The sequence below is a fragment of the Brevibacterium senegalense genome (assembly GCF_000285835.1).
Classification (GTDB): Bacteria; Actinomycetota; Actinomycetes; order Actinomycetales; family Brevibacteriaceae; genus Brevibacterium; species Brevibacterium senegalense.
The window spans coordinates 300,153-324,615 of record NZ_HE978603.1 but is presented as its reverse complement, the minus strand read 5'-3'; the positions used below and the strand labels follow the sequence as shown (position 1 = coordinate 324,615).

The following is a 24,463-nucleotide window of genomic DNA, read 5'->3' as shown; positions in this document are numbered from 1 at the left end:
TCAGGGGAAGGACGCCATGCGCATCAGTCTCAGCCACGGAGTCGGGCATGCGGCGGCCCCGAACGCCGCATCCCACCCGGATCAGACCGTACTCTCCTCAGCCGCCTTCCTCGCCCTGCTCCGCACACGGCTGGGCCTCACCGGACCTGACGCCGCCAGTCCCCAACGCACCGCGCAGTTCCGCGCGCTCATGGCCACAGTGGGGCACCCGTGGTACCGCAACTCCTTCGCCCTGGACCCCTGGAACACCGCCCGCACGGTCCTGAACCTGCGCGACGACGCGATCGCCGCCGGCTGGACCCACGACTCCAGCGCTGCATCCGCAGACAGTGCCGCCGCGCAGCCCCGGCTCGCGGCACTCGCAGCGATCGAAGACCTCGTGACCGTCGGGTCCCCGCGCCAGGCTCGCGCAACGCTTGCTCCTGGTCCGGCCGATCACCTCCGCGACGTCCTCGACCACCTCCGCAGACTCGTCGACGGGGGACACACCGCATCCTGGCCGCTGGGGATCGAGCGCGTCGACGTCGCCGATGCCCGCGACGACCTTCCCCCGCTCTGGCGCACGCTCCTCGACCTGCTCGCCGACTGCGGCGTCGACATCTCCTGGACGGAGGAGGCCCCCTTCGCCCTCGCTGACCTGACCGTCTCCCGCGGCCGGGACGAGTGGTCGACGGCCGAATCCGCCGCCCGCTTCCTCGCGACGGCCCCGGACCCCAGCGCCGTCGTCATCATCGCGGGCGACGACACCGCCGTCCTCGACCAGCAGCTCCGCCGCCGAGGCCTCCCCACCGTGGGCGCCGCTCCCACCACCGCGGCCGACCCCGCCGCGCAGCTGCTCCCGCTGTTCCTCACCGCCCTCATCCCGCCCCTGGACGTCCACCGCATCGCAGAGCTCCTCGCGCTGCGCATCACCACCGACGCCGAGGCCGCCGCCGGCACCCAGCCCACCGCCACCCGGTCGGTGGGCCTGGTCCCGTCCGCGGCCCGGTCCGCGCTCCTCCACGCTCTCGGCCAGGAGGCGGGGATCTCCAGCGACCCGGAGTCCGCGTGGGTGCGCGCCCTCGACGACCTGCGCACCGCTGCCGAGGCCCCGCTCACCTCCGACCCGACGGAGACTGTGCCGCTGGTGGCCTCAGCCACCGTCCCGGATCCCCGCGCGCAGTCCGCGTGGGCCATCGCCCAGACGCTCGACGAGTTCCTCCGCGCGGACCCGGTGCGCGTCACCGACGCGGGCGTGCACCTCGACCGGCTCGTCACCGCCGTCGACTGGCTGGGCGATCGCCTGCGCCGCCTGGGCGGCGCACGACCGTCGCGCTACCTCACGGCGGCGGCCGCTCACGTGTCTTCGTTCCTCCAGACCATCGACCTGGTCGGCACCGACACACTCGTCGTGCGCGAGCTCGTCGACATCGTCGACGCCTGCGCCCCTGCCGCGACGGCAGCCGCTGCCCCCGCCGAGGCCGCCCCCTGGACCGTCGTCACCGCACCCTCGCAGGTGCCCGAAGGAGCAGACACCGTCCTGTGGTGGTCGGCCCACAACAGCGGAGCATCTGCGCGGGAGCTCTGGGACCCCCACGAGGTCGCAGCCCTCGCGGCCGCCGGTGCCACCATCACGCCCGCCGCGCAGCACGAGCGCCTCGCCCAGGCAGCAGACCTGCGCGGCCTATCTCGCGCCACGCACGTGTACGCGTTCCACGCTGAGACCGTCGGCGGTGAGGAACGCCACCTCCACCCCGCCCTCGTGCACCTGGCCGGCCGCTTCGCGAAGACCCGCACCGACCTCTTCGGCGAGGCCGCCCATGCTGTCGACGACGTGCTCTCCTCACCCGCGCTCGCCCACCCGGTCCCGGCACAGACCCAGGGACAGACGTGGTCTCTGCGGGACCAGAGCCAGGACGTCTCGGTCATCCCGCAGCAGATCCCGGCTCCTCCCACCCGTGTCTCCCGTTCACTGAGCGGGGACTTCACGCACCTGCTGCCGGAACGCTTGTCGTTCACGCAGATCGACCGGCTGCTCCGTGACCCCTTGAGCTGGACGCTGAGGTACGGACTGAATCTCTCCGCCGGACTGGGCGCACTGGTGCCCACAGACAACAGGATGCTGGGTCTGCTGGTCCATGCGGTCGTCGAACACCTCGTGGTCTCCGGTGCCGCAGATGACGGTGCTGTCCCCACCCGGTCGGACATCCAGGAGGTCTTCGATCGCTTCGTCCCCCGCTTCGCGTCCGAACTCCTGCTGCCGGGCTCGCGCGCCCGGCTGGAGTCCGTCCGCACGACGACGCTGGACTCACTCACGGAGCTGTTCCGCACGCTCGCCAGTCGCGGCCTGCACGTCACCGGCGCCGAGACGGAGTTCCACTCAGAGATCACCCTCGACATCGCCGGCGTTCCGCTGACGATCGGGCTCACGGGCTTCCGGGACCTGGACGCACAGCTGCCCGATGGCCGTCCCGCCGTCATCGACCTCAAGTGGACCTACTCGCCGCGCACCTACCGGGAAGCTGTGAACGAGGGCGAGGCCGTCCAGCTGAGCATCTACAGCCAGGCCCTCGACCGGCTGGACACCGCGCCTCTGACCGCCTACTACATGCTCAAGCAGGGAGTGTTCGTCTCGGCAGACCAGGACCTGGACCGCGAATCGCGGGTACCGGGCGACCCGGCACACCTCTGGCCGCGCATCCAGAGGTCGGTGCAGCAGACGCTCACGCAGATCGCCCGCGGCACGTTCGACGCGCCGGCGGCGGACACGTACCTGGCGACGGACACGGGCGTGGGACACGAGAAGAAGCCCTTCAACGACGCACTCGCAGCCCTGCGCGAGGCGGCTCAGGCGGATGGCCGGCTGCTCATCCAGGAGAAACAGCAGTACAGCGACGTCACCGGACTCTACGGACTGCTGGGGGACTACTCATGACCGTCACGATCATCACGGCCTCGGCAGGCTCCGGGAAGACCCACCGCCTCACCGAGGAACTCTCGCGCCGCCTGTCCGCCACCGCCCAGATACCGCTGCGCGCCAACCAGATCATCGCGACGACCTTCACGGTCCGCGCCGCAGCCGACCTCGTCGAGAAGACCCAGCAGCGCCTCCTGGACGACGGGAACATCGTCGCCGCCGAGGAGATCCGCACCGCCCTCATCGGCACCGTCAACTCGGTGGCCGGCCGCATCGTCACCGACTACGCGATCGACGCGGGCTTCTCCCCGCAGGTGCGCGTGCTCGACGAGGAGGAGCAGCAGCGAGTGTTCCGCACGGCCGCAGACCATGTCATCGCCCAGGCCGAGGCCACCCACCGCGACCTCCTCCTGCGCACCGGCCACAACGGAGACGCCGGAGGAGGACCGGCGTGGGGCGGTCCGACCGCGTGGGCGGACCTCGTTAACGGCGTCGTGACGGCCGCCCGCACGAACCTCCTGGACGCGGCGGACCTCCGAACCTCCGCCGAGGCCTCGGTGCGCGAGTTCCTCCGCCTCGTCCCCGAAACCGGCAGTGACGACCGCAGCCGGTGGCGCGACCTGCTGGTCGAGGACGTCGCCGTGCTGCGGCACGCACTGCGGATGCTGGACGGGGACCGGGGCACGGACTCACCCGGCGAACGCATCGAGACCCGCGCGCAGACCGTGTCCATCAACGGTCGCAGCCGCGGCAATGTGGACGGCAGCATCCTCACACTGGACGCCTTCGTGCGGAAGCTGGGCGGGGCCTCGGGCACGGCGGAGGACCTCGCAGCGGTGCCGTGGGACGACTGGGCGAGGATCGCCACCGGCACGATCGGAGCCGCCGGCGGCGGCAAGGCGCCCGGCACGGTGCCGAAGGCGGTGCTCGCAGACTCCAGCGGCGCATCCGTCACGCGCGGGCTGCTGGCGAACCCCGCATTCCAGGACGACGTCGTGGGCCTCATCCGGCTGGTCTTCGACACGGCGGCGCGGACACTGGACGCCTACCGGGACTACAAGGAGCAGCTGGGCGTCATGGACTTCGTCGACCAGGAGGTCCGGGCGCTGGACCTGCTGCGGACGGATGTGCGGGTGCGGGAATCCGTCGCGGCCCGGTACCGCCTGCTGGCCGTCGACGAGTTCCAGGACACCTCGCCGCTCCAGCTGGCACTCTTCATGGAACTGGCCCAGTTGGTCGACGACGTCATCTGGGTGGGCGACCGGAAGCAGGCGATCTACAGCTTCCGCGGCGCGGACCCGCAGCTCATGGACGACGTCTTCGACGCGATGCTCGCGGGCACGGACACACTGGCGCCGGCGCAGACCGATACCCTGGGATTCTCGTGGCGGTCCTCGCTGCCTCCGCTGGAACTGAGCAACACGGTGTTCCGCTCCGTGTTCGCGGATCAGCCGGAGGACCAGGTCGTCCTGTCCATCCCGCCGCAGCGTCAGCACCTGCGGGATGAGGGCAGCCGCGAACTGTGGGTGGCCGACAGCGCGAAGGGCGGTGCCCCTCAGGCCGGCTCCAGGTTGGCAACCACGATCGCGCAGGGGATCGTCGACTTCCTGGAGCGAGAGCCGCAGATCCCCGTGTCGGGTGGAGGGCATCGGGCGGTGGTGCCCGGTGACATCGCAGTCCTCGTCCGGTCGAACACCGAGGTCACGAGAGTTGTGAGTGAGCTCCGGGACCGCGGGGTGCCCGCCACGGGTGCCGCTGTGCCGCTGCTGGAGACGCGCGAGGGACAGCTGGTCCGGGCGGGGCTGGCGGCCGTCGTGGATCCGGCAGACACGGTGTCCCTCGCCGAGCTCGTCACCCTGCTGCCGGACCACGCCGCACACACCTCGTGGTTCGAGAACGCCGCACGGATCGTCGACGCGGAGCAGCGGCACGCGCACTCCCGGACGTGGTGGGACGACGAGACTCTGCGAGCGCTGTCGGATCTGCGCGGGCGGGTCTCCGACCTGGCGCCCACGCAGCTGCTGCTCGAGGTGATCGATGCTCTGGACCTGCCCCAGCGGATCAAGGGCTGGACTGCGCCCGAGGCCCGGCTCGCCACCCTGGACGGGCTGCGGCAGCTGGCAGTCGAGTACGAGGAGCGCGCCCGGTCGACGCGCACCCCGATGAGTGCGAGGGGCATGCTCACCCACATCGTCGACGAGGCCGGCACGAGCACGGGCGCGCAGCCGCACGACGAGGTGATGGTCTTGACGCTGCACGGGTCGAAGGGCCTCCAGTGGCCTGTCGTCGTGGCCGGCATCCCGCAGGCGAAGGACCGGAGGCACCGGGCCGTGAGCGTGCAGAAGGCCGCGGACTTCCGGGTGGAGGAGCCGCTCGCCGGTCGGAACATCAGCTTCCTGCCGCACGTGCTCGCGTCCTTCCCTGCGATGCAGGAGGCCTGGCAGAGCAGTCGTGTGGTGGCCGCAGGGACCGAGGTCGAGAAGCGGGAGACAGCCAGACTGCTGTACGTGGGCCTCACCCGGGCTCGGTTCCACGGGATCATCGCAGCATCCAGCCCGGATGGGCAGGGCAATGCGCTCAACGATGCGGTCGCAGCCGATTTCCCGGTCATCGAATGGGACGAGCCGGCGGAGGACGGGCCCGGCATCGTCCGCGTGCACGACCTGCGCCGGGGTGATGACGGGTCGGCTTTCACCGATCTGCCCATCACGATGCGGACCTACGCGACCGCTGGAGACTCGAGTGCGTGGGATCGGGAAATTCCACGCTCGTTCTACGCACGGACCGACGTGCCGATGCGCCGGCCGCAGAATGATGCCGAACGCGTGCCCGCACGGTTCACGGCCAGCAGTGCTGCCTCCGAGGGCATCGATGCAGACATTCGGGTCGTCGCGACGCTGGGGGAGCCACTCATCGCACGCGGGGGCGTGGACTGGGACATCGTGGGCGATGCGGTGCACGCGTACCTGGCGATCCCGCACCAGGCGATGCCGGAGTCGATGGCACGGGAGGCCGCGGCCCGGATCATCGACCGCTGGGGCGTGGGCGATGTGCTCGAGCCGGACGTGCTGTGTGAGGCTGGCGCGCGCTGGGGGCGGTGGGTGGAGGAGACCTATCCAGGTTCCAAGATCCTGACGGAGCAGCAGATCGCCTGGCGCAACGAGCGGCATCAGGTCATGGACGGCTGGATCGATGCGCGGATCCTGCTGGCGGATGGCGGTCACGTCCTGGTCGACCACAAGTCGTACCCGGGAGCAGATTCGCTGGGACATGTGCGGGAGAACTACGTGGGGCAGCTGGCCGTGTACGCCGCTGCGCTCGAGTCGACGACGGGGGAGGCGCCTCAGGAGATCCTGGTGCACCTTCCGCTGCGAGGAGAAGTGGTGGGCGTGACACTGACAACGGAGGTAGTGCGATGACGATTCTGGAAGCGGCAAAGACGATCACCCGTGATCAGGTGCAGGAATGGACGGAAACGTACTTCGGTCTGCGAGACGACCTCGAACCGTACACTGGCGCGTACTTCAACACCCTCGCTGCAGAAGAAACCGATCCGAACAGATTCACAGCTGGCGATCTGTACGCATTGCGATGCCTCGCTGTTGACGTGCCGGTGAAGGTAGGAATCTGCATCCTCGAGACGCACGCAGATGACGTGAACGCGTTACTCCGGCAGATCCCGTCGGACATTGCCCTTGCCGACGTGACGGATGAGGAGTACGACAGCCTCCTCGGAATAGATTCGCCAGCGTGGCAGCTGTGGAGGAGGCTGCGGGCAGGCGATGAAGGCATGACGCGCTGGGGGATGGGCCCAACCCGCGTCAGCAAGCTCATGGCGCGCAAGCGACCGCACCTCATCCCGATCGAAGTCAGCGTCGTCAACCGTGTCATCGGCTCCAATGCCAGAAACTCGTGGCATGAGTGGCGTACCGCCCTGCACTCCGATCGAGAAGCACTCCACGAACTGGCGGATGAAGTTCGATCTGCGGCGAAACGGCCCGACCTGTCGACGCTGCGTGCACTGGACATCGTCCAGTGGATGAAGGGGAAGTCTGATCAAGGCGCTTAAGAGTTTGCGCGGATAGGGCGGTGGTCCTCGTACCCCGCCCCCGGCGTGTCGCTGCAGACTGACACGGGGAGCCTCACGTTTCGATGGAAGTGCAACCTACCCAATCGAGACGAGGGACTTCCCCGTGCCAGCACTTCCATCTTCAGTCATCGACCCCCTCTGGAGCCAGTTCGAAGCACTCCTGCCGCCCACACCGGACCGTCATCCGCTTGGATGCCACCGCCCCCGTGTCGCCGATCGGATCGTGTTCGACAAGCTCGTAACCCGACTCGCCCTCGGTGGCGCCTACATCAAGCATGCGATGAGCACGTCTCAGCCACGACGCTGCGCACGCGTCGAGACGAGTGGGTCAGCGCGGGAGTGTTCTCCCGGCTGGAACAGATCGTGCTGGAGACCTTCGACCAGACCATCGGCCTCGACCTGGAGCACCTCACCGTCGATGGGTGCTGCGTGAAAGCACCCTGCGGGGGTGAGAACACCGGCCCCAACCCCACCGATCGTGGCACGTCCGGGCAGAAGCGCTCCGTGTTGGCCGATGGCCACGGTCTACCGCTGGGTGTGGTCCTCGCCGGCGCCAACCGGCACGACTCACGACTGCTGGAACCGAGCCTGGAGTGCCTGTCCCGATTCGAGTTCTTCCTGCCCGAGACGATCCAGGTGGATCTCGATGCCGGCTACGACTCGCACGTCACGCGCGCACTGCTCGCCGAGAAAGGCTGCCAGTGGAAGATCTCGCCGAAAGGCACCTATATCGAGATCAACCACACCCGCCGGTGGAAAGTCGAGCGGACGAACTCCTGGCACACTCGCGGGTTCAGGCTTCTGCAGGTCGTTCTCGATCGCAGAGATCAGGTGCAGCAGGCGTGGACGTGTCTGGCGAACGCGATCATCGTTCTGCGCCGACTCCTGGCTGAGTCCTGGATACGCTTCCGGTGGGCTACCAGACCCGTCAAGCGATACCAGTGGTGATGAACACCTATCCGCGCAATCTCTAAGACGTCGTCATTGGAATGTTGGGGACGTGCACGTGAACGTGGCCAGCAGCTGCGTGGGTACCGTCGGGTGGGAGCCTGGCACGGCCGCTCACGATGCCGTACTACCCAGGTAATGTACGAGATGGTGGCGTGAGCATACGTTCTGGAAGCGTATTCGGCGTGGAGGAGGCTGACCTGGTGGAGGGGAAAGTGACTGGGGCGACCCGCTGGGGCGAGTGCTTAGACGTAGAAAAGTCGTTGCGCCTGCACACCATGTTTTGGGGGAGCCGATGACGTTGCCCCTCACTGATTACCAATCAAAGTACTTTGCGCACGAGTTGCAGCGTAGCTACGCCAATGATCACGTCGGCAAGCTCGCTGGGCTCCTGTTTGACGCGCAGGTCGAACCGAAGCCGCATCAGATCGACGCGGCACTTTTCGCTCTGCAGACTCCGTTCCTTCCGGGTGTCATCCTCGCTGACGAAGTGGGCCTCGGCAAGACGATCGAGGCCGGGATCGTCATCTCGTAGTACTGGGCGGAGCGCAAGCGGCGGATCTTGATCATCGTGCCATCCAGCCTGCGTCAGCAGTGGAAGCAAGAGCTGTACGAGAAGTTCCTCATTCCGTCTTCGATCCTTGACGTGAAGTCGAAGGACTCGCTGCTCGCGAAGCTCGATGCCCGGTCACCAGAGGTCCTGATCTGCTCGTACGAGTTCGTGTACCGTCATGAGCACTCCCTGCTGAAGTCATGGGATCTAGTGGTGGCCGACGAGGCACACCGGTTGCGCAGCTACTGGAATGGTAGAGCGAAGACGGCAGAAGCAATCGCGCAGGTCGCCCGCAACGCTCACAAGACAGTACTCATGACAGCAACGCCTCTGCAGAACCGGCTTGAGGAGCTGTACGGCCTCGTCTCGATCTTCGATCCCGAGTACTTCTACTCGCTCGAAGCGTTCCGTGAGCGTTATATAAAGAACCGTGACATGCTCGGCGACGACGACCTGGTCGAGCGTGTGGCCGCAATCTCGAAGCGTACTCTGCGCAAGGACGCCAACAAGTACATTCACTTCACCAAGCGAATGCCGTTGACGGTCGAGTTCACTCCATCGCCAGACGAAGTGCTCCTATATGACCTCGTCAACGAGTATCTGCAGCGCGATGAATTGTTTGCATTCGCTGGCTCGCAACGCCACCTATCGGCACTCATCATCCGCAAGCGTCTCGGTTCTTCGACGTATGCAGTCGCGAGCACGCTGGAAAACATCGCCAACCGTCTGGCGGACGAGGTGGCAGCCGGCAAGCTCAGGGACAACCGTGGCGGGATGTTCTTGGCTGACTTTCGGGCCGGTGACGAACTCGAGGAAGAGATTGTCGAGGAGGCTGAGGAAGCGAAGGCTCAGACCCCGAGCGTGCAAGTCGATGACGAAACCCTCAAGCGCATGCGCGCCGAGGTTGACGAGCTCCGCGAGTACGCCGCTCTGGCCCGTTCAATCACGGTCAACCAGAAGGCGGTCAAGTTGCACGAGGCTCTCGACATGGGCTTCGAGAGGCTCCGCGAACTGGGCGCCGCCGAGAAGGCAATCATCTTCACCGACTCGACCAAAACGCAGGAGTACATTGCGCGAACTCTCTGCGAAGCCGGGCGAGGCGAGGGAGTTGTGCTATTCAACGGTTCGAACACCTCGCCTGAGCAGACGGCGATCTACCAGGCGTGGTTGACGGCCAACAAGGACAGCGACTTCGTCACGGGCATTCCGACTGTCGATCGCCGCAAGGCACTCGTGGAGTACTTCCGCGAGCATGGCACGATCATGGTTGCAACCGAGGCGGCAGCTGAGGGCATCAATCTGCAGTTCTGCTCGATGCTCGTGAACTATGACCTTCCGTGGAACCCGCAACGCGTCGAGCAGCGCATCGGTCGAGTTCACAGGTTCGGCCAGAAGCACGACGTCGTTGTGGTGAACTTCAGCAACAAGGGCAACGTTGCTGAGCAGCGCATCCTGGAGTTGCTGACCAACAAGTTCCAACTGTTCTCGAGCGTCTTCGGAGCATCTGACGAAGTGCTCGGTGCGGTGGAGGATGGTCTTGATTTCGAGAATCGCATCAGCGACATTCTCACTCGTTGTAAGACGGCAGGCGAGATCAATGCAGCGTTCAAACAACTTGAGGACCAGTACACAGGCGAGATCTCGAAGGAGATGGCCAGCACGAAGGCGAAGGTCTTCGACAACCTCGACCCACACGTCCAGGATCGTCTCAAAGCATATGATGAGCAGTCGGGCGATGTACTCAACAAGTTCGAGCGTCTCCTCCTGGCGATCACGCAACATGAGCTCCGTGAGGTCGCCACATTCGAGGATGACGGCCGGACGTTCATCCTGAACCAGGCTCCGATCAAGGACGCACCGACGGGGCGGTACTTCTTTAAATCAAAGCCTCTTCCGAATGCTCACCAGTACCGATACGCCAGCCCGCTCGCGCAATACGTCGCAGATTCCGCGAAGGCGCACAAGACTCCGCAGCGTGAGCTGACTTTCTCGCTCAACCAGTCGAAGCGTGCTAGCAATGCCGTCAAGGCATTGGAGGGCAAGAGCGGTTACCTAACGGTCAATCTGCTGACCTTCACAATGCGAGCGCGTGACGAGGACATCTCCGAGTCGTACATGCTTGCCGGTGGTATGGCTGACGACGGCCAGTACCTGGATGACGAGTACGTCACCGACATACTCGACCTCGCCTGCCTGGATGTGAGCGAAGACCCTGTCGAAGTCGACGCTGCGAAAGTTGAGACCCAACTCAAAGCACGGCTCGGCGAGCTGGAGAAAGAAGTCCAGGGGCGCAACTCCCGCTACTACGACCAGCAAGAGGAACTGCTGTACCGCAACCAGCAGGATCGCAAAGCGGAGCATGAGGCAAGGATTCGTGAGTACCGCGCCAAAGAGAAGGAATCCCGCAAGGCAGCGAAGCACGCGGACGATCCTATGGAGCAACTCAAGCTCAAGCGCGAGGCCCGCAAGTGGGAGCGTCGGGCTGATGAGGCTGATGACGGCTTCCGCGATGCACGCCGCAAGTTGCAAGCGGAGATCGACGAGAAGCTCGACATGATTGAGCAATCCCTGCAAGGGACCCAGGACAGCGAACACCTGTTCGCGATCCGTTGGCGCATCCTCGCGTAACGGTCAGCGCTATTAGACAAACTTGGCAGTACTGAAACAAGGAGAGCGGAAAAACCGATGAGCGAAGAACTTCACGAAACGCCATCCACTACCCCGAACTTCCGGACCGAACTGGCAACCCAGCTTGCCGAACTGATGCCGGAGGTTATCGCCGATGGCAAAGTGGATGTAGAGAAGCTCAAGGAACTGCTGGACGGCGACGTCGCCGACACTAGCGAGCGGTTCGGTTTGTTCTGGCCAGGTAAGAAGCGCGCGCTACGCGCGGCGCAGGAGCCCACGACAGCGACACTGCGACCTGACTTCGAGAACTCGAAGGACTGGGATACGACTAAGAACGTCTTCATCGAGGGAGACAACCTCGAAGTATTGAAGATCCTTCAGAAGCACTACCATGCCAAGATCAAGATGATCTACATCGATCCGCCCTTCCCCCGAAAGTGGGGGTGTTGCGGTGTAGTGTGTGGCCATGTCGAGCCCGGCCCCGGTGATGTGGAGACTTGGTCGCTCGCTGCCTGAGGGGCAAGGGGTGGGTCTTCCAGGAGTGGATGAGCTCGTCGCCAGGCAGCGCTCGGCTGGGTTCGGCCCAGGACAGCCTTTCCTGCTCCGACCGGACGGTGCTCCCGATGTCGATGTGCTGGCCTTCTTCACGTCAGCGACCTTCAAGCTGCTCTCGGAGCAGACGCAGCTGTCCTACGCCAAGGACCTCCGACTCTTCCTGAGTTTTCTGGAGTCGCAGGGAAAGTCGTGGCGAGATGCGACAGCGTCGGATCTTCTGGATCTTGAGTACTGGCGTCGACGGGACCCGGACAACGAGCATCGAGTCTCGGGAGCCAAGTTCAGTCGCGAGCTGGCGGCGTGCAAGAAGTTCTTCGCCTGGCAGCACAAGCGGGGCGTGCTCGCCAATGACCCGGCCGCCGACGAAGTCGCTTCTGCTGGAGGTGGGGGTCTGCGGTCGCTCCGTCCCCGGGACGCTCGCCCGGTCCGGGTGAAGTGGCTGACTCCTGGCGCGTACCAGCAGTGGCGGGACGTGGGGCTTGCGGGCCGGCTTCCTGATGGCACCGCCGACCGTTCCTGGCGCGGGCGCAACGACGGCCGCAGCCGGGCCTTCGCCGACCTGCTCTGGTCCAGCGGGTTGAGGTTGAGTGAGGCTGGCACGCTGCTGGGGCAGGAGCTGCCCGCAGTCGACGGGCAGGGCCAGTTCTTGAGGACTCGACTCGGGGCTGGCGTTGCCAAGGGGCGGGGCCGGGATTTCTGGATGTCCACGTCGGCACGGCGACAGCTGGAGGCTTACATGGCCTCCACCCGGGCTGAGGCTGTGTCCCGTGCTCGCCGTGAGGGACGGTACGACGACTTGTCCGGCGCTCTGGTCGTGGTGGGCCAGGACAGGTCCGGTCTGCGGGTCCGGGACGGGGATGGGCGGGTGCGAACCGTCACCTTGGACCACCTGGACTGGCGTGACCGCGCCAGTCTGTTCGTGCAGGAGGATGGGGGCCTCGCGCCGGCGATGGTGTTCTTGGGCGACTCGGGGTTGCCGATGCGGTACGAGTCGTGGGAGGCGGTCTTCGCGGCCGCGAACCGGCGCTGCGCCCGGCTGGGGGTTTCGGTCTCCTGCTACCCGCACATGCTCCGTCATTCGTTCGCGCTGCGGATGCTGGTCACCTTGCTGCACGCGTTCGACCGGCGGATGGGTCTGACACCGGAGGAACGCAGGGACTACCGGATGCTCTTCGGGGACCCCTGGACGCTGGTGCAGACCTTGCTGGGACACACGAATCCTCAGACGACCCGGGACATCTACTTGGAGCCGGTCTCCGGTCTGCAGGTCGACCTGTTCCTCAACGCCGACGACGCCACGACCGGCGAGCAGGAGTTCACCGACTTCGTGCAGCGCCATCTGGCCGCCACCGGCCTGGTCAACGACGGCGGTGGTGCACCGTGACGCCGGTGTCAATGCCAGCAGCGGGATACCGCCGCCCCGACCGGCTGGACGCGACCGGGCTGGTGGTCTCGGTCATCGGCACGGACGGGCAGGAGGCCGGCCCGTTCGACTTCAGCCAGGCACCGGCCCACGGGCGGGTGCGTCAGCAGCTGATCGACGCGTTCATCGCGGCCGCCGGGCCGGAGGGCAGGTGGCGCTCAGCCGCGTCGATGGGCACCGCGCACCGGACCGCGGTGGCGTTCCTGCGCAGCCTGGACCGGCTGGGGATTGGCATCGACACACTGAGTCATTTCGGTCCCGAGCAGTGGTGGATCTGGCGAAGCGACCGGGAGGAACGCAATCGCTGGCCCGGGCAGGTGAACATCATGCGGGTCCTTCTGAAGGAGATCCCTGAGGTCGGTCCTCTGACGAGGCGTGCTCTGTCTCAGCGGACCCATAAACCCCGAAAGAGGCTGTACGACTCGTACTCGGTGACCGAGTTCGAGGCCATCCGTCGCCGAGCCGGCGAGCTCGTCCGGGCGTGCGAGGCGAGGATCTCGGCGAACGTCGCCGCGCTCGAGCATCATCGTGACGTCCGGCACGACGACGGGCCTCTTGTTCCGTATGAGGAGACCGCCCTGTCTCGGGGCGCTCTTCTTGAGCGGCGCGTGCAGGACGGGCGGTTGCGGTTCGGCCGCGGCGCGGGCGAGGCCGCTGAACAGTCAGCCGTGGTCCTGGGTACTGGCGGCCTGCACCCCACCTACGCGCTGTTCCCGAGCCGGATGGAGCTGCTGTCGCTCATGGCGGCCCTGGTGTGCGACCGCGGGTACAACCTGTCGACCCTGGAGTCGATGGTGGTCCCCGACCTGGCTTCCGAGCCCGGACGGGACGAGGTGCTTGTCTCTCACCTGGACAAGCCACGACGGGGGCACCGCAGGTACTTCACCAACTCCTTCTCAGGTCCCCACGCCCGCACCTTGCGCACCGCTCTGACGATCACCGCTCCCGCCCGGGAGTGCCTAGCGCACCAGGGGCATCCCACGGATCGCCTGCTGATCGCCGGGACCTCCTGTGGGGTCACCGACCACCCCACCACGTTGTTCGTGACCGGCGGGTTCACCAACGGCGGTGCTGCTCGCCGTTGGGACAAGGTCGCCGACCTGCGCGACGACGACGGGCAGCTGCTGCACGTGCACTTCGGGCGGCTTCGGCTGTCCGAGCAGGTCATCAACCGCAAGTCCAGCCAGAACTCTGCGGCGGTCAGCGAGGACATCTACCGCCGCCCCGACGCCCTGACAGCGCGCCTGCACCAGGACGTGATCCTGGACGGGCAAGCCGAAGCTGCCGGGCACGCCAGAGACACGGTGCGCCTGCGATATGCACCTGTGCAGTACCTTGGCCTACCGGTCGGGACGGCCGACGCTGTCCTCTCTGGCAGTCTGGACACCGCGGCGACAGCGTGCCTGGACTTCAACCACAGCCCGTACAGCGCCGACGGAGATCCCTGTACGGCTTCCTTCCTGATGTGTCTGGCCTGCCCGAACGCGGTCGCCACTCCCGCGCACCTGCCACTCTTGGTCCTGCTGGACGAGGCGCTGAACAACCTCGCCTCGGTCGACCCTGCCCGCTTTGAGGTCCGTTACCGGAAGCACGGGGACCGGCTGGGCCACCTCCTCGAGTCCAGCACCACCCCGGCCGAACGGGCTGGTGCCCGTGACCAGGCCACCGAAGCCGACCGAGAAGTCATCGAACGCCTCCTGCGACGGGACCTGGACGCATGACGACACCAGCGGCGCGCGAAGGCGGGTTTCCGGCATCCCCAAGCACCAGGATCCCGTCTGCCGGGACCGTCGTCGTGCCCGGCGGCTCTGTCTTCGGGGACGACATCTGGGACCTGAGCCCGTTGTGCCCGCGACCGACCACGCGGTGGATCCGCCTGGACTTCGAGCGGTGTCCGGCCAGCCTCCGGGACGACATCAAGCACTTCTTCTACCTGACCCTGACCCAGGACACCCCGTTGGAGCAGCTCGACCGGCTGGCCAGTGTCCGCCGCCGGCTGGCCCCTTCCACGTTGAAGACCCTGCGGGCCGACATGCAGCCGTTCCTGGACTGGCTGGCGGCGCGAGGCACAGCCCAACTGTCCCAGCTCGCCGAGGAGGACCTGCGCGAGTACGCCACCGAGGTGGCCGCCACACCGGTCGGGCAGAACCCCAAGTCCCGACGGCTCTTTGCGCTCAGCCGGCTGTGGCTGCTCAGCCCCTACATGCGCCCGAACGCCCGGCTGGTGCAACCCTTCTGGGAACGCGAGGGCATGGAGCAGGTCATCGGCAAGAGCGAATGGACCGCGGAGAACAAGTCCATCCCGGTCCACCCGGCCACCATGTCAGCACTGCTCATCTGGTGCCTGCGCCTAGTCGAAGGAGCTCCCCGACTGCGCCACCGGATCAGTCTGGACCCGAACGCTGCCCGGCCCGGACGTACTACCTCCTTGCCGTGGAGCGGCGAGCTCAGCCAGAACCAGGTCGATGCGCATCGGCGCGCCGTCAGCACTGCGTGCCTGATCACCGTGGCCTACCTGACCGGGATGCGAGCCGACGAGGTCCTGGGCCTACGCCGCGGTTGCTGCACACCCACCGCTAGCGGGTCAGCCACCGGCTACGAGATCAGAGGCCGCACCTACAAGGCTGCTGCGGCCGCAGGTCGGAGCCTCCCCGAGGGAATCGAACGAGAGCATCCCTGGGTCGCCATCAAACCTGTCGCCGACGCGATCGCCGTGATGGAGGGACTGCACACCGATGACCTGCTCTTCAGCGACACTCTCTTCAAAGCCCGCCTGGACGTAGGCATCCTCGATCCTGCCGGACCGCCATCCAGGCGCGTCCATGAGGCGATCAAGCACCTGACCAGTTGGTGCAACCAGCGCGCCAACGAGCTGGAACGCCCCCACGACCTGATCCCGGAGGATCCCGACGGGCCGATCAACCTGCGGCGGCTGCGCCGGACCCTGGCGTGGTTCATCTACCGCCGCCCCGGGGGCCGGGTCGCCCTCGGCGTCCAGTACGGGCACCTGCACGCGGCCACCACCGACGGGTACGGAGGCAGGGTCTCCACCGGGCTGCGAGACCTGTTCCCGATGGAAGAAGCCTTCGCCGTCAGCGACTCCCTGCACCGTGCCGTCGAACACCTCCAGGAACACCCGCACGTCAGCGGCCCCGCCGCTGCCCGCTACCGTGCCGCGGCCAGCGAGTACCGCGACCGATTCCAAGGCCTGACCCTGACCACCAAACAGGCCGCAGCCCTCATGGCGAACCCGGCCATGCGCGTCTACGACGCTCCCGAGCAGGCCCTGGCCTGCTGCTTCGACCCGCGAAAGGCACTGTGTCGCAAGGACACCGCCACTCGCGCGTCCGTCACCCCGGACCTGACCTCCTGCGACGACCGCTGCGCCAACATCGCCCGCACCGACGAGCACATCACCACTGTCCAGGCTGAACTGGTCACGCTGCAGGAGGAGCTCGCCGCGCCCACGACGCCCGAGCCGCTACGCCACCGCATCCGCGCCCAGATCGACCGGCGACAAGCCATCGTCTCGGCCCACGACCCGCCGGGTGGTGAGCAGCCATGACCGAGCACGGGCCAGAACGGCGCGTTATCCGCGAAGCGATTACCAGGCTGCTGGACGGTCGGCCGGTCCGCTCCGACGGCAAGCTGACCATCAAGTCCCTCGCTGAGGAGGCCGGAGTCAAACGGTGGATCCTCACGCACCGGCACCAGGACCTCCAGGTCGAGTTCCGCGACCGGGTCGCTGCTCACGGCACCGACCCCGAACCCGTCAGGGTGCTCAAGGAACGCGTCGAGACCCTGACGAGTGAGAACCGCCGCCTGCGTGAACAGCTTCGGACAACGAAGGGGACTATCGCGATGCTCGAGCAGCACATCGCGGTCGAGGCCCTCGAGGCCGCTCGCCCTTCGAAACCACCGATCGTGGCCGGCTCACCCCGGCTTCGTCCGGTACCTGACCAGACCGATCCGCCGACCGAGGGGAACCAGTAGTGCCCAACATCTTCGACAACCTGACCGACGCAACCCGCCTCGGCCCCGCGCTGCGGGACTCCATGGACGATTTCGACACCGTGGACGTGGCGACCGGGTACATCGACCTGCGCGGATGGTCGAACATGGCCGATGTCGTGGATACCAAGACTGTGAGCGAGGGCGGCCCCCCGGCCGCGCGGGTCCTGGTTGGCATGGTCGCCCCGGCCGACTCGCAGCAGCTTCTCGACATGCTCCAGGACGACGTTCAACCTCCTGAGTACGGGTCAGATGTTCATGACCGGGAGCGGGCGATCGCCCGCCGTGACCAGCTGGTCGCCCATCTACGCACGCAGCTGATGCGTGGCCTGGCGACGCGCGAGGGACAGCAGACGCTGCAGACCCTGAAGCGCCAGCTGGAGCAGGGCCTGGTGGCGATGAAGGTGTTCACCGAGAAGCCCCTGCATGGCAAGACGTACATCTTCCACGCACCCGACAAGAAGCACGGCTCGAGGTGGGGCTACGTGGGCTCCTCCAACCTCACCGGCGCTGGGCTCAACCGCAACCTCGAGCTGAACATCGATGTGCAGGACTCCGATGCCACCGACAAGCTCGCTGCCTGGTTCGAAGAGCGCTGGCAAGACTCGTTCTCTCTCGACATCACGGCCGAGATCATCGACCTGATCGCGAACTCGTGGGCGGACGAGGACCAGGCGACTCCGTTCGAGGTGTACCTCAAGGTCTGCCACTCGCTGTCCCAGGACGCCCGGGACGGGATGGGCTACGTGCTGCCGAAGTCGATGAGCGACCTGCTGCTGGACTACCAGGAGAGCGCCGTGCGGACCCTTTCGAGAAGGATCGTGCGCCGCGGCGGCACCATGCTCGGTGACGTCGTCGGTCTGGGCAAGACGCTGACAGCGGTGGCGACCGCACTGATGCTGCAGGCCGCCGAGGACTACTCCACCCTCGTGCTGTGCCCGAAGAACCTCCAGCCGATGTGGGAGAAGCACCTCGACGAGTACGACATCAACGGGCGAGTCGTGCCCTACTCCATGGCCGACAAGGTCCTGCCCGAGCTCAAGCGGTTCAACCTGGTCATCTGCGACGAATCGCACAACCTGCGGAGCAACTCCACCATCGCCTACGACGCGATCCACCAGTACATCCGCGCCAACAGCTCCAAGGTCCTCCTGCTGACCGCCACCCCATACAACCTGGCGTTCACCGACGTAGCCAACCAGATCGGCCTGTACATCGACGAGGACGACGACCTGGGCATCGTCCCGACCGAGGCGCTGCGCAAGGACCCGAACCTGCGGACCAAGGTCGACGGGAAGATCAACACCCTCACCGCGTTCCGCAAGTCCGAGGAGCCCGAAGACTGGAAACGCCTGATGAGCGACCACCTCGTGCGCCGCACGCGTTCCTTCATCAAGCGCACCGCCAAAAAGGAGACCGTCCCGGGCCCGGACGGAACCCCCGTCGAGCGGGAGTACCTGCAGTTCGCCAACGGGCAGAGGTTCCACTTCCCCACCCGCGTGTCCACCCCCGTCAGCCACCAGTTCGCCGAGGATGACCCCGCGGCGCTGATGGAGGACGAGACCACCCTGGACGCCGTCCGCGACCTGCTCCTCCCCCGGTACCGGCTCGCCGACTACGACAACCCCAAGGCTGCGCACACCGAGGAGGACACCAAGAACCTCGACGACATCCGCTCCGGCCGGGGCAACGTCAGCGGCTTTGTGCGGATCGGGCTGTTCAAGCGTCTGTCCTCCTCCGGGTACTCCTTCATCCTGTCTCTGCAGCGACAGCGGGCCCGCAACGAGCTGTTCATCCACGCGATCGACAACCAGCTGCGGATCCCGCTGGGGTCGTTCACCGACAAGCAGATCAACGTCACCGACGAGGACTTCGAGACCGACGGCAGCCTGCACGGCAGCATCGAGACCCGGTACAAGAGCCTCGTGGAGTCCCTGCCGGCCAAGACCAAGTGGGTCAACGCGACCGTTTTCAAGCCCACCCTGCGCCACGACCTGGTCAAGGACAACGAGACGATCACGTGGCTGCTGGAACGGTTCGGGGACTGGGATCCCACCCGGGACTCTAAGATCAACGTGCTGGTCGACCTGCTCACCAACGAGCACCCCGGGGAGAAGGTCCTGGTCTTCACCGAGTACAGCGACACCGCCGACTACATCGCCAAGGCACTGGCCGAAGCCGGCATCGAGAACGTGGGCCTAGCCACCGGCGACACGGACAACCCTGCCGAGCTCGCGCGCCGGTTCTCCCCGAACTCCAACCGGCTTCCCTCGGAAGACCCAAGCGTCCCGGTCCAGGTCGAGCAGCCCATCGACGTGCTCGTCGCTACCGACGTGCTCTCCGAGGGCCAGAACCTGCAGGACAGCCACATCATCGTGAACTACGACCTGCCCTGGGCCATCATCCGGATCATCCAGCGCGCCGGTCGTGTCGACCGCATCGGGCAGAAGTCCGACACCGTCAACCTCTACCTGATCACGCACGAGAACATCGAGGAGCAGATCCAGCTGAGGCAGCGCATCAAGTCACGGCTCGGTGCCTCTGCCGAGGCGTTCGGCTCGGACGAGAAGTTCTTCGGGGGCGACAAGGAGATCAAGATCCTCGATGACCTCTACAAGGGCAAGGTCAGCGAGGACGACAGCGACGATGAGGCCGAGGTCGACTCGGTCAGCGAAGCCTGGCTGGTCTGGTCCAACGCCCAGGACAAGCACCCACAGGTCACGGCCAAGGTGCTCAAACTGCAGGACATGGTCCACTCCACCCGCGACCAGTACATGGACGAGAGCCATGGTGGTGTCACCTGCTACATCTCCACGGGTTCTGGCGTCGACGCGTTCGCCACCGCGACGGTCACTGACCACGGTGTCCAAGAGCGGATCCTCACCCCGTTGGAGGCGTTGCGTATCTTCCGGGCCGAACCGACAACCCCTACCGCGCCGCTACGCCCGGACCACTTCGACCGGGAGACCGCCCTGGTCCAGGGGCCGTTGAAGACCGAGACGATCGCCGCGGGCAACCTCAAGGGTGTGCGCAAGTGGGCCTGGCTGCGCCTTGGAGGGACCGTCTTCGGGGACAAGGCCTCCGTCGCGCTGGACGCCCTGCACGCCCGGCCTCTGACCGAGCACGCAAACATGCGGCTGAGTCAGGCGAGGCGCAACAAGTACAGCCTGGACGACCTTGCCGACCTGATCAACCAGCTTCACGACGAGGACAGGCTCGTCATCGGGGCCACCGACACCGACACCATCAAGATCGTCTGCTCGCTAGGAGTGACCGACTCATGACCACCTCGCTGATCGAACGCGCCGAACAGCGTGACTACCAGAGGCTGTTCATCCAGGACCTGAACTGGTCCCGGCCCGACCAGCCACCGGTCACGGTCGAGCACGAGGGCCATGAGGTCACAGCCACCAACGTCTCCTCGCACAAGGGCCTGCGCGTCTGGGTCGTCAACGAGCAGCCCGACTCAAAACTCGAAGCCGCCCTCGACCAGCACCTGGCTAAGACCAGCACCGACCGCATCCTGATCTTCCACGACGACACCGAGCAGGTGTGGCGCTGGCCCGTGAGGCGAGCAGCCGGCAGCACCACCACAACAAGGCTGAGCCGGCACAGACACCGCAACGGGGACGCGGACCCCCGGTTCGCCGAGAAGCTCGACGTCATTCGTCTTCCCTACGACGTGATCCTGGACAGCAACGCCGTCCTGGCCAAGGTCCGTCAGGCTTTCGACGTCGAGGTAAAGAACGAGACCAAGCACGCCTCCAAACTCATGGCCCGTCTCTACGCAGCCATGGAGAAGGCCTACCCCAAGACCACACTCCGGACCGAGCGAGACCACGAGATCTCCGTCACCCTCGCCCGCATCCTCTTCCTCATGTTCGGCGACGACACCGACATGTGGGAACCCGACCTCTTCAGCACCTTCATCCGTGACCACACCCAGCCTGACGGCTCCGACATCGGAGCCCAGCTCAGCGCCCTGTTCACCTACCTCGACACCCCCGACGACCAACGTGACACCACGCCAGCTGGCCTCAGGGGATTCCGCTACGTCAACGGGCGCATCTTTACCGAGCGAGTCACCCTCCCCGTGCTCAACGCGGAGTTTCGTACCACCGTGCTGGAAGCATGCGACCGCGACTGGGCCAGTATCAGCCCTGCCATCTTCGGCTCTATGTTCCAGTCCGTCCGCGACGCAGAGACCCGCCGGCAGCTCGGGGAGCACTACACCTCCGAGGAGAACATCCTCAAGACCCTCAACCCACTCTTCCTGGACGACCTCCGCGCCGAGTTCGAGCACGTCCGAACGCTGGGCAAGTACGAGGCCGACCGGCTCCGCAAGCTCCGAGAGAAACTCGGCCGAATCAGGTACCTGGACCCCGCCTGCGGATGCGGAAACTTCATCATCGTCGCGTACCGCGAGCTACGCGACCTCGAGCTGGCGATCATGGAACGCCTCCAGGAGATCACCGGGGACAACCCGATGCTCCTGGCCAACGTGGGCCTGAAGGTCTCCTTGGACCGTTTCTACGGCATCGAGATCGACGAGTGGCCCGCCCGTATCGCCGAGACCGCGATGTTCCTTGTCGACAGGCAGTGCGACCTCAAACTCACCGCATCCCTCGGCCACGCCCCGGATCGGCTACCCATCCAGGAGCAGGCCACGATCGCCGTCGGTAACGCCTTGCGGAAGGACTGGGCCAACGTATGCCCCCCTGAGGGAGACGTGGTAATCGCCGGTAACCCGCCCTTTCTCGGGCATGCCACACGCACCGAGGAACAGGCCGAAGATCTACGCCAAGCTTGGGGGAAGGACGACATCAGCCGTCTCGACTACGTCACCGGGTGGCACGCCCAGGCACTGCGCTACTTCCATGGCCGCGACGGTCTCTTCGCGTTCGTCACCACGAACTCTGTGACGCAAGGCGACCCGGTCCCGCACCTGTTCGGGCCGATCTTCGACGCCGGCTGGAAGATCAAGTTCGCCCACCGCACCTTCCCGTGGACGTCCGAGGCGGTCGGGAAGGCAGCAGTTCACTGTGTCATCGTCGGCTTCACGAAAGATCTGGGAAGGGCCAAACCAAGACTGTTCGACTACGCCCTGGATGGCACAACGACCGAGCGTCAGGTCAGCACGATCAACGCCTACCTGGTCGAGGGCCCCAACGTCTTCATCACCAAGCGCTCCAAACCCCTTGTCCCAGATCTCCCCGAAGCTACGTTCGGAAACATGCCCCGCGACGACGGCAACCTCGTCGTCCTGCCCGACGAGTACGACGAGGTTCACAGCGACCCTGTTGCTCGCAAGTACCTGAGGCCCTTTATCGGCGCGGAGGAGTTGCTGCGCGGGAAGGAACGTTGGTGCCTGTGGCTCACAGACCTTGACCAAGATGACCTTGAGCGCAGCAGTATCCTCTCGGAGAGGGTGGAGGCGGTGCGCCAGTTCAGGTTGAAGAGCACGGCGTCCAGCACGCGCAAGATGGCTGAGACTCCACACCTGTTCGGTCAACGCCCGGCCCTCTACGAGAAGCCGTACCTCGTCATCCCCGGCGTTTCCAGCGAGCAGCGGGAGTACTACCCCGTGCGCAGGGTCGACCCCAGCACGATCACCAGCAACGCCGCGTTCACCGCTGGCGATCCAGACGGGATCCTCTTCCCTCTCATCTCCTCAGCGATGTTCATGGCCTGGCAGGCCACGGTCGGCGGAAGACTAGAGTCACGCCTCCGCTTCTCCAACACGATCGTCTGGAACAACCTCCCCATCCCTAAACTCGAACCCGACGCACGAGAGGCGATCATCCAAGGCGGCAAGGCCATCGAACTCGCCCGCGACGCCCACGAGGACCGGACGCTTGCCGAGCTGTACCGACCCGAGGCCATGCCCGCTGACCTACGAAGCGCCCATGACCGAGTCGACGTGCTTGTCGACGAAGCCTTCGGTGCGGTGAGTCGAAACCCAGGGTTGGTCGAACGGCAGCGGCTCCTGTTCGAGGCGTACGAGGTTCTCTCCGCTAGCGCGGCGACCTCCACGATTCGAGGCCACCGTCGATGAGCGCTTCGACCACTTCTTCAGTGTTCACCCCGCTCCATCGATGGCTAGGTCGAGACCCTGAGCCGCTCACCATCAACTTCCTCGATGCCGCCGTCGAAGCGAACCTCGAGGAGAAGGCAGACCTCGACTTCAAGCTCGATCCACCGTCGGCATCCGCTCTCGCGCAGTCCGATCTCGCGAAGGACCTCGCTGCGATGGCCAACTCCGGCGGCGGGATGCTGGTCTTCGGTATCCGCGACAACGGCTCACGCGCGGCCGAGGCCCCTGGTGTCTCGCCCGACTTCTCCGCGGATACCTATGTGCGCGATCTGCGTCGGGTAGCTCTCAACCGTGTATCGCCGCCGATCCTGAATCTCGCGGTGCATACATTCACAGACGGCAGGCGATACGGTCTGGCGGTCGTCGTGCCTACTACCAACGAGGCTCCGCACCTAATCTTCGTCGGAGACAGCTTCAGAGCGCCGTATCGCAACGGACCAGACACCGCCTGGATGACGGAACGCATGCTTGAGTCGGCCTACCGGGCACGATTCAATGCTCGAAGTGAGCGCAAGTCCGAGTTGCGAGAGATCCTTGGCCAGGCCATCAGGCCCGAGCCCGACGGTGCCCTGTGGATAGGGGCGATCGCCCGCCCGGTTGGAGAAGCGACCTACTCTCAACGACTTGCACGCGAGCAGGTGCAAGCAGTCCTGGACGGTGCTCTCAAACTCGCTGACTCGTGGGTCCACGTCAAGGTTCACCCTCTGGAGTGGCTGGATCGCTCAAACCCTCGTCCCGGCCTTCGCCGATGGGTGGCCGGCTTCGGCAGGAGCGGTGAGACGACGCGCTGGAGGGAGGCACAAGCTCAGATCTTCGACAGCGGCACCGTGGTCCTCGCTTCCGCGATGGGTAACGGTAGGGGCGGTGCCAACACCTTCTTCGGTCCTCATGAGGTCGCTTCTGATCGAGTAGAGACCTTCATCGCAGACTTTCTTGCGTTGGTTCGGCTGACCGCTGGTGAACTCGGCTTGTCCGCCTATGAGACGGCCATCGACTTTCGTCGGCAATCGGACATCCCGATCCTGCTGCGTATCCCGGATCGTCACCTGGGGGGCCACTATCTGGACCCCGAGTACGCCTCCCCGATCTATCAATTCGTCCCTGTAGAGGCGGTTGTCAACACAGGAACGGGAACTGATGCCTTCGTCGATCAGCTCCGTGAGGTGGCCCTAGACGTGGTCAACCAGGGCGGCGTTCAGTACCTGCACTCCATCGAGGGCTCAACACACCAGTGACAGTCAGGCCCCCGACGCCGAGCCTCGAGG

General features: G+C 65.8%; 13 protein-coding genes and 1 pseudogene. All 14 read left to right on the top strand.

The window, feature by feature from the left end:
* Nucleotides 1-16 precede the first annotated feature (16 nt).
* The 14 genes and pseudogenes from HGBR_RS09160 to HGBR_RS17285 all read left to right on the top strand — a co-directional run bounded on the left by HGBR_RS09160 (nt 17) and on the right by HGBR_RS17285 (nt 24,433).
* Nucleotides 17-2,914, top strand: coding sequence for a PD-(D/E)XK nuclease family protein (locus HGBR_RS09160; protein WP_019159043.1), 2,898 nt, complete (start codon nt 17-19; stop codon nt 2,912-2,914).
* Nucleotides 2,911-6,315, top strand: coding sequence for a UvrD-helicase domain-containing protein (locus HGBR_RS09155; RefSeq protein ID WP_019159042.1), 3,405 nt, complete (start codon nt 2,911-2,913; stop codon nt 6,313-6,315). Before HGBR_RS09160 ends, HGBR_RS09155 begins: the two co-directional genes overlap by 4 nt.
* Nucleotides 6,312-6,965 (top strand): DUF6308 family protein, encoded by a 654-nt coding sequence (locus HGBR_RS18865; protein ID WP_019159041.1) that lies wholly within the window; start codon nt 6,312-6,314, stop codon nt 6,963-6,965. The genes HGBR_RS09155 and HGBR_RS18865 overlap by 4 nt, the downstream gene beginning before the upstream one ends.
* Before the next feature lie 124 nt (nt 6,966-7,089).
* A pseudogene (locus tag HGBR_RS17295) lies at nt 7,090-7,934 on the top strand (IS5 family transposase).
* Nucleotides 7,935-8,229: 295 nt separating this feature from the next.
* A complete protein-coding gene (locus tag HGBR_RS20800; RefSeq protein WP_019159038.1) occupies nt 8,230-8,469 on the top strand; it encodes a hypothetical protein in 240 nt (79 codons plus the stop codon).
* A 24-nt stretch (nt 8,470-8,493) separates the two neighbouring features.
* Entirely contained in the window at nt 8,494-11,115 is a 2,622-nt protein-coding gene (locus tag HGBR_RS17290) for an SNF2-related protein (protein ID WP_390620765.1), read from the top strand.
* A 57-nt stretch (nt 11,116-11,172) separates the two neighbouring features.
* Nucleotides 11,173-11,631 (top strand): hypothetical protein, encoded by a 459-nt coding sequence (locus tag HGBR_RS09135; protein WP_019159036.1) that lies wholly within the window; start codon nt 11,173-11,175, stop codon nt 11,629-11,631.
* A 25-nt stretch (nt 11,632-11,656) separates the two neighbouring features.
* Complete coding sequence (locus HGBR_RS09130) at nt 11,657-13,054, top strand: tyrosine-type recombinase/integrase (protein ID WP_245533309.1); 1,398 nt, start codon at nt 11,657-11,659, stop codon at nt 13,052-13,054.
* A gap of 11 nt (nt 13,055-13,065) precedes the next feature.
* A complete protein-coding gene (locus HGBR_RS09125) occupies nt 13,066-14,814 on the top strand; it encodes a hypothetical protein (RefSeq protein WP_019159034.1) in 1,749 nt (582 codons plus the stop codon).
* On the top strand, nt 14,811-16,658 hold the full coding sequence (locus HGBR_RS09120; RefSeq protein WP_083882821.1) for a site-specific integrase: 1,848 nt from the start codon (nt 14,811-14,813) through the stop codon (nt 16,656-16,658). The genes HGBR_RS09125 and HGBR_RS09120 overlap by 4 nt, the downstream gene beginning before the upstream one ends.
* Nucleotides 16,655-17,086, top strand: coding sequence for a hypothetical protein (locus HGBR_RS09115; RefSeq protein WP_019159032.1), 432 nt, complete (start codon nt 16,655-16,657; stop codon nt 17,084-17,086). The genes HGBR_RS09120 and HGBR_RS09115 overlap by 4 nt, the downstream gene beginning before the upstream one ends.
* Nucleotides 17,086-20,388, top strand: a complete 3,303-nt coding sequence (locus HGBR_RS09110) for a helicase-related protein (RefSeq protein ID WP_019159031.1) — start codon at nt 17,086-17,088, stop codon at nt 20,386-20,388. The genes HGBR_RS09115 and HGBR_RS09110 overlap by 1 nt, the downstream gene beginning before the upstream one ends.
* Entirely contained in the window at nt 20,385-23,159 is a 2,775-nt protein-coding gene (locus HGBR_RS09105; protein ID WP_019159030.1) for a class I SAM-dependent DNA methyltransferase, read from the top strand. Before HGBR_RS09110 ends, HGBR_RS09105 begins: the two co-directional genes overlap by 4 nt.
* Nucleotides 23,156-24,433: an AlbA family DNA-binding domain-containing protein gene (locus tag HGBR_RS17285; RefSeq protein WP_083882820.1), complete on the top strand. Its 1,278-nt coding sequence runs from the start codon at nt 23,156-23,158 to the stop codon at nt 24,431-24,433. The genes HGBR_RS09105 and HGBR_RS17285 overlap by 4 nt, the downstream gene beginning before the upstream one ends.
* Nucleotides 24,434-24,463: the final 30 nt, after the last annotated feature.

What these genes read in the sequence shown, in the direction of transcription:
- HGBR_RS09120 (WP_083882821.1), top strand. Translation starts at nt 14,811, where the DNA reads ATGACGACACCAGCGGCGCGCGAAGGCGGGTTTCCGGCATCCCCAAGC.
- HGBR_RS09105 (WP_019159030.1), top strand. Translation starts at nt 20,385, where the DNA reads ATGACCACCTCGCTGATCGAACGCGCCGAACAGCGTGACTACCAGAGG.
- HGBR_RS17285 (WP_083882820.1), top strand. Translation starts at nt 23,156, where the DNA reads ATGAGCGCTTCGACCACTTCTTCAGTGTTCACCCCGCTCCATCGATGG.
- HGBR_RS09125 (WP_019159034.1), top strand. Translation starts at nt 13,066, where the DNA reads ATGCCAGCAGCGGGATACCGCCGCCCCGACCGGCTGGACGCGACCGGG.
- HGBR_RS18865 (WP_019159041.1), top strand. Translation starts at nt 6,312, where the DNA reads ATGACGATTCTGGAAGCGGCAAAGACGATCACCCGTGATCAGGTGCAG.
- HGBR_RS09115 (WP_019159032.1), top strand. Translation starts at nt 16,655, where the DNA reads ATGACCGAGCACGGGCCAGAACGGCGCGTTATCCGCGAAGCGATTACC.
- HGBR_RS09155 (WP_019159042.1), top strand. Translation starts at nt 2,911, where the DNA reads ATGACCGTCACGATCATCACGGCCTCGGCAGGCTCCGGGAAGACCCAC.
- HGBR_RS09135 (WP_019159036.1), top strand. Translation starts at nt 11,173, where the DNA reads ATGAGCGAAGAACTTCACGAAACGCCATCCACTACCCCGAACTTCCGG.
- HGBR_RS09160 (WP_019159043.1), top strand. Translation starts at nt 17, where the DNA reads ATGCGCATCAGTCTCAGCCACGGAGTCGGGCATGCGGCGGCCCCGAAC.
- HGBR_RS20800 (WP_019159038.1), top strand. Translation starts at nt 8,230, where the DNA reads ATGACGTTGCCCCTCACTGATTACCAATCAAAGTACTTTGCGCACGAG.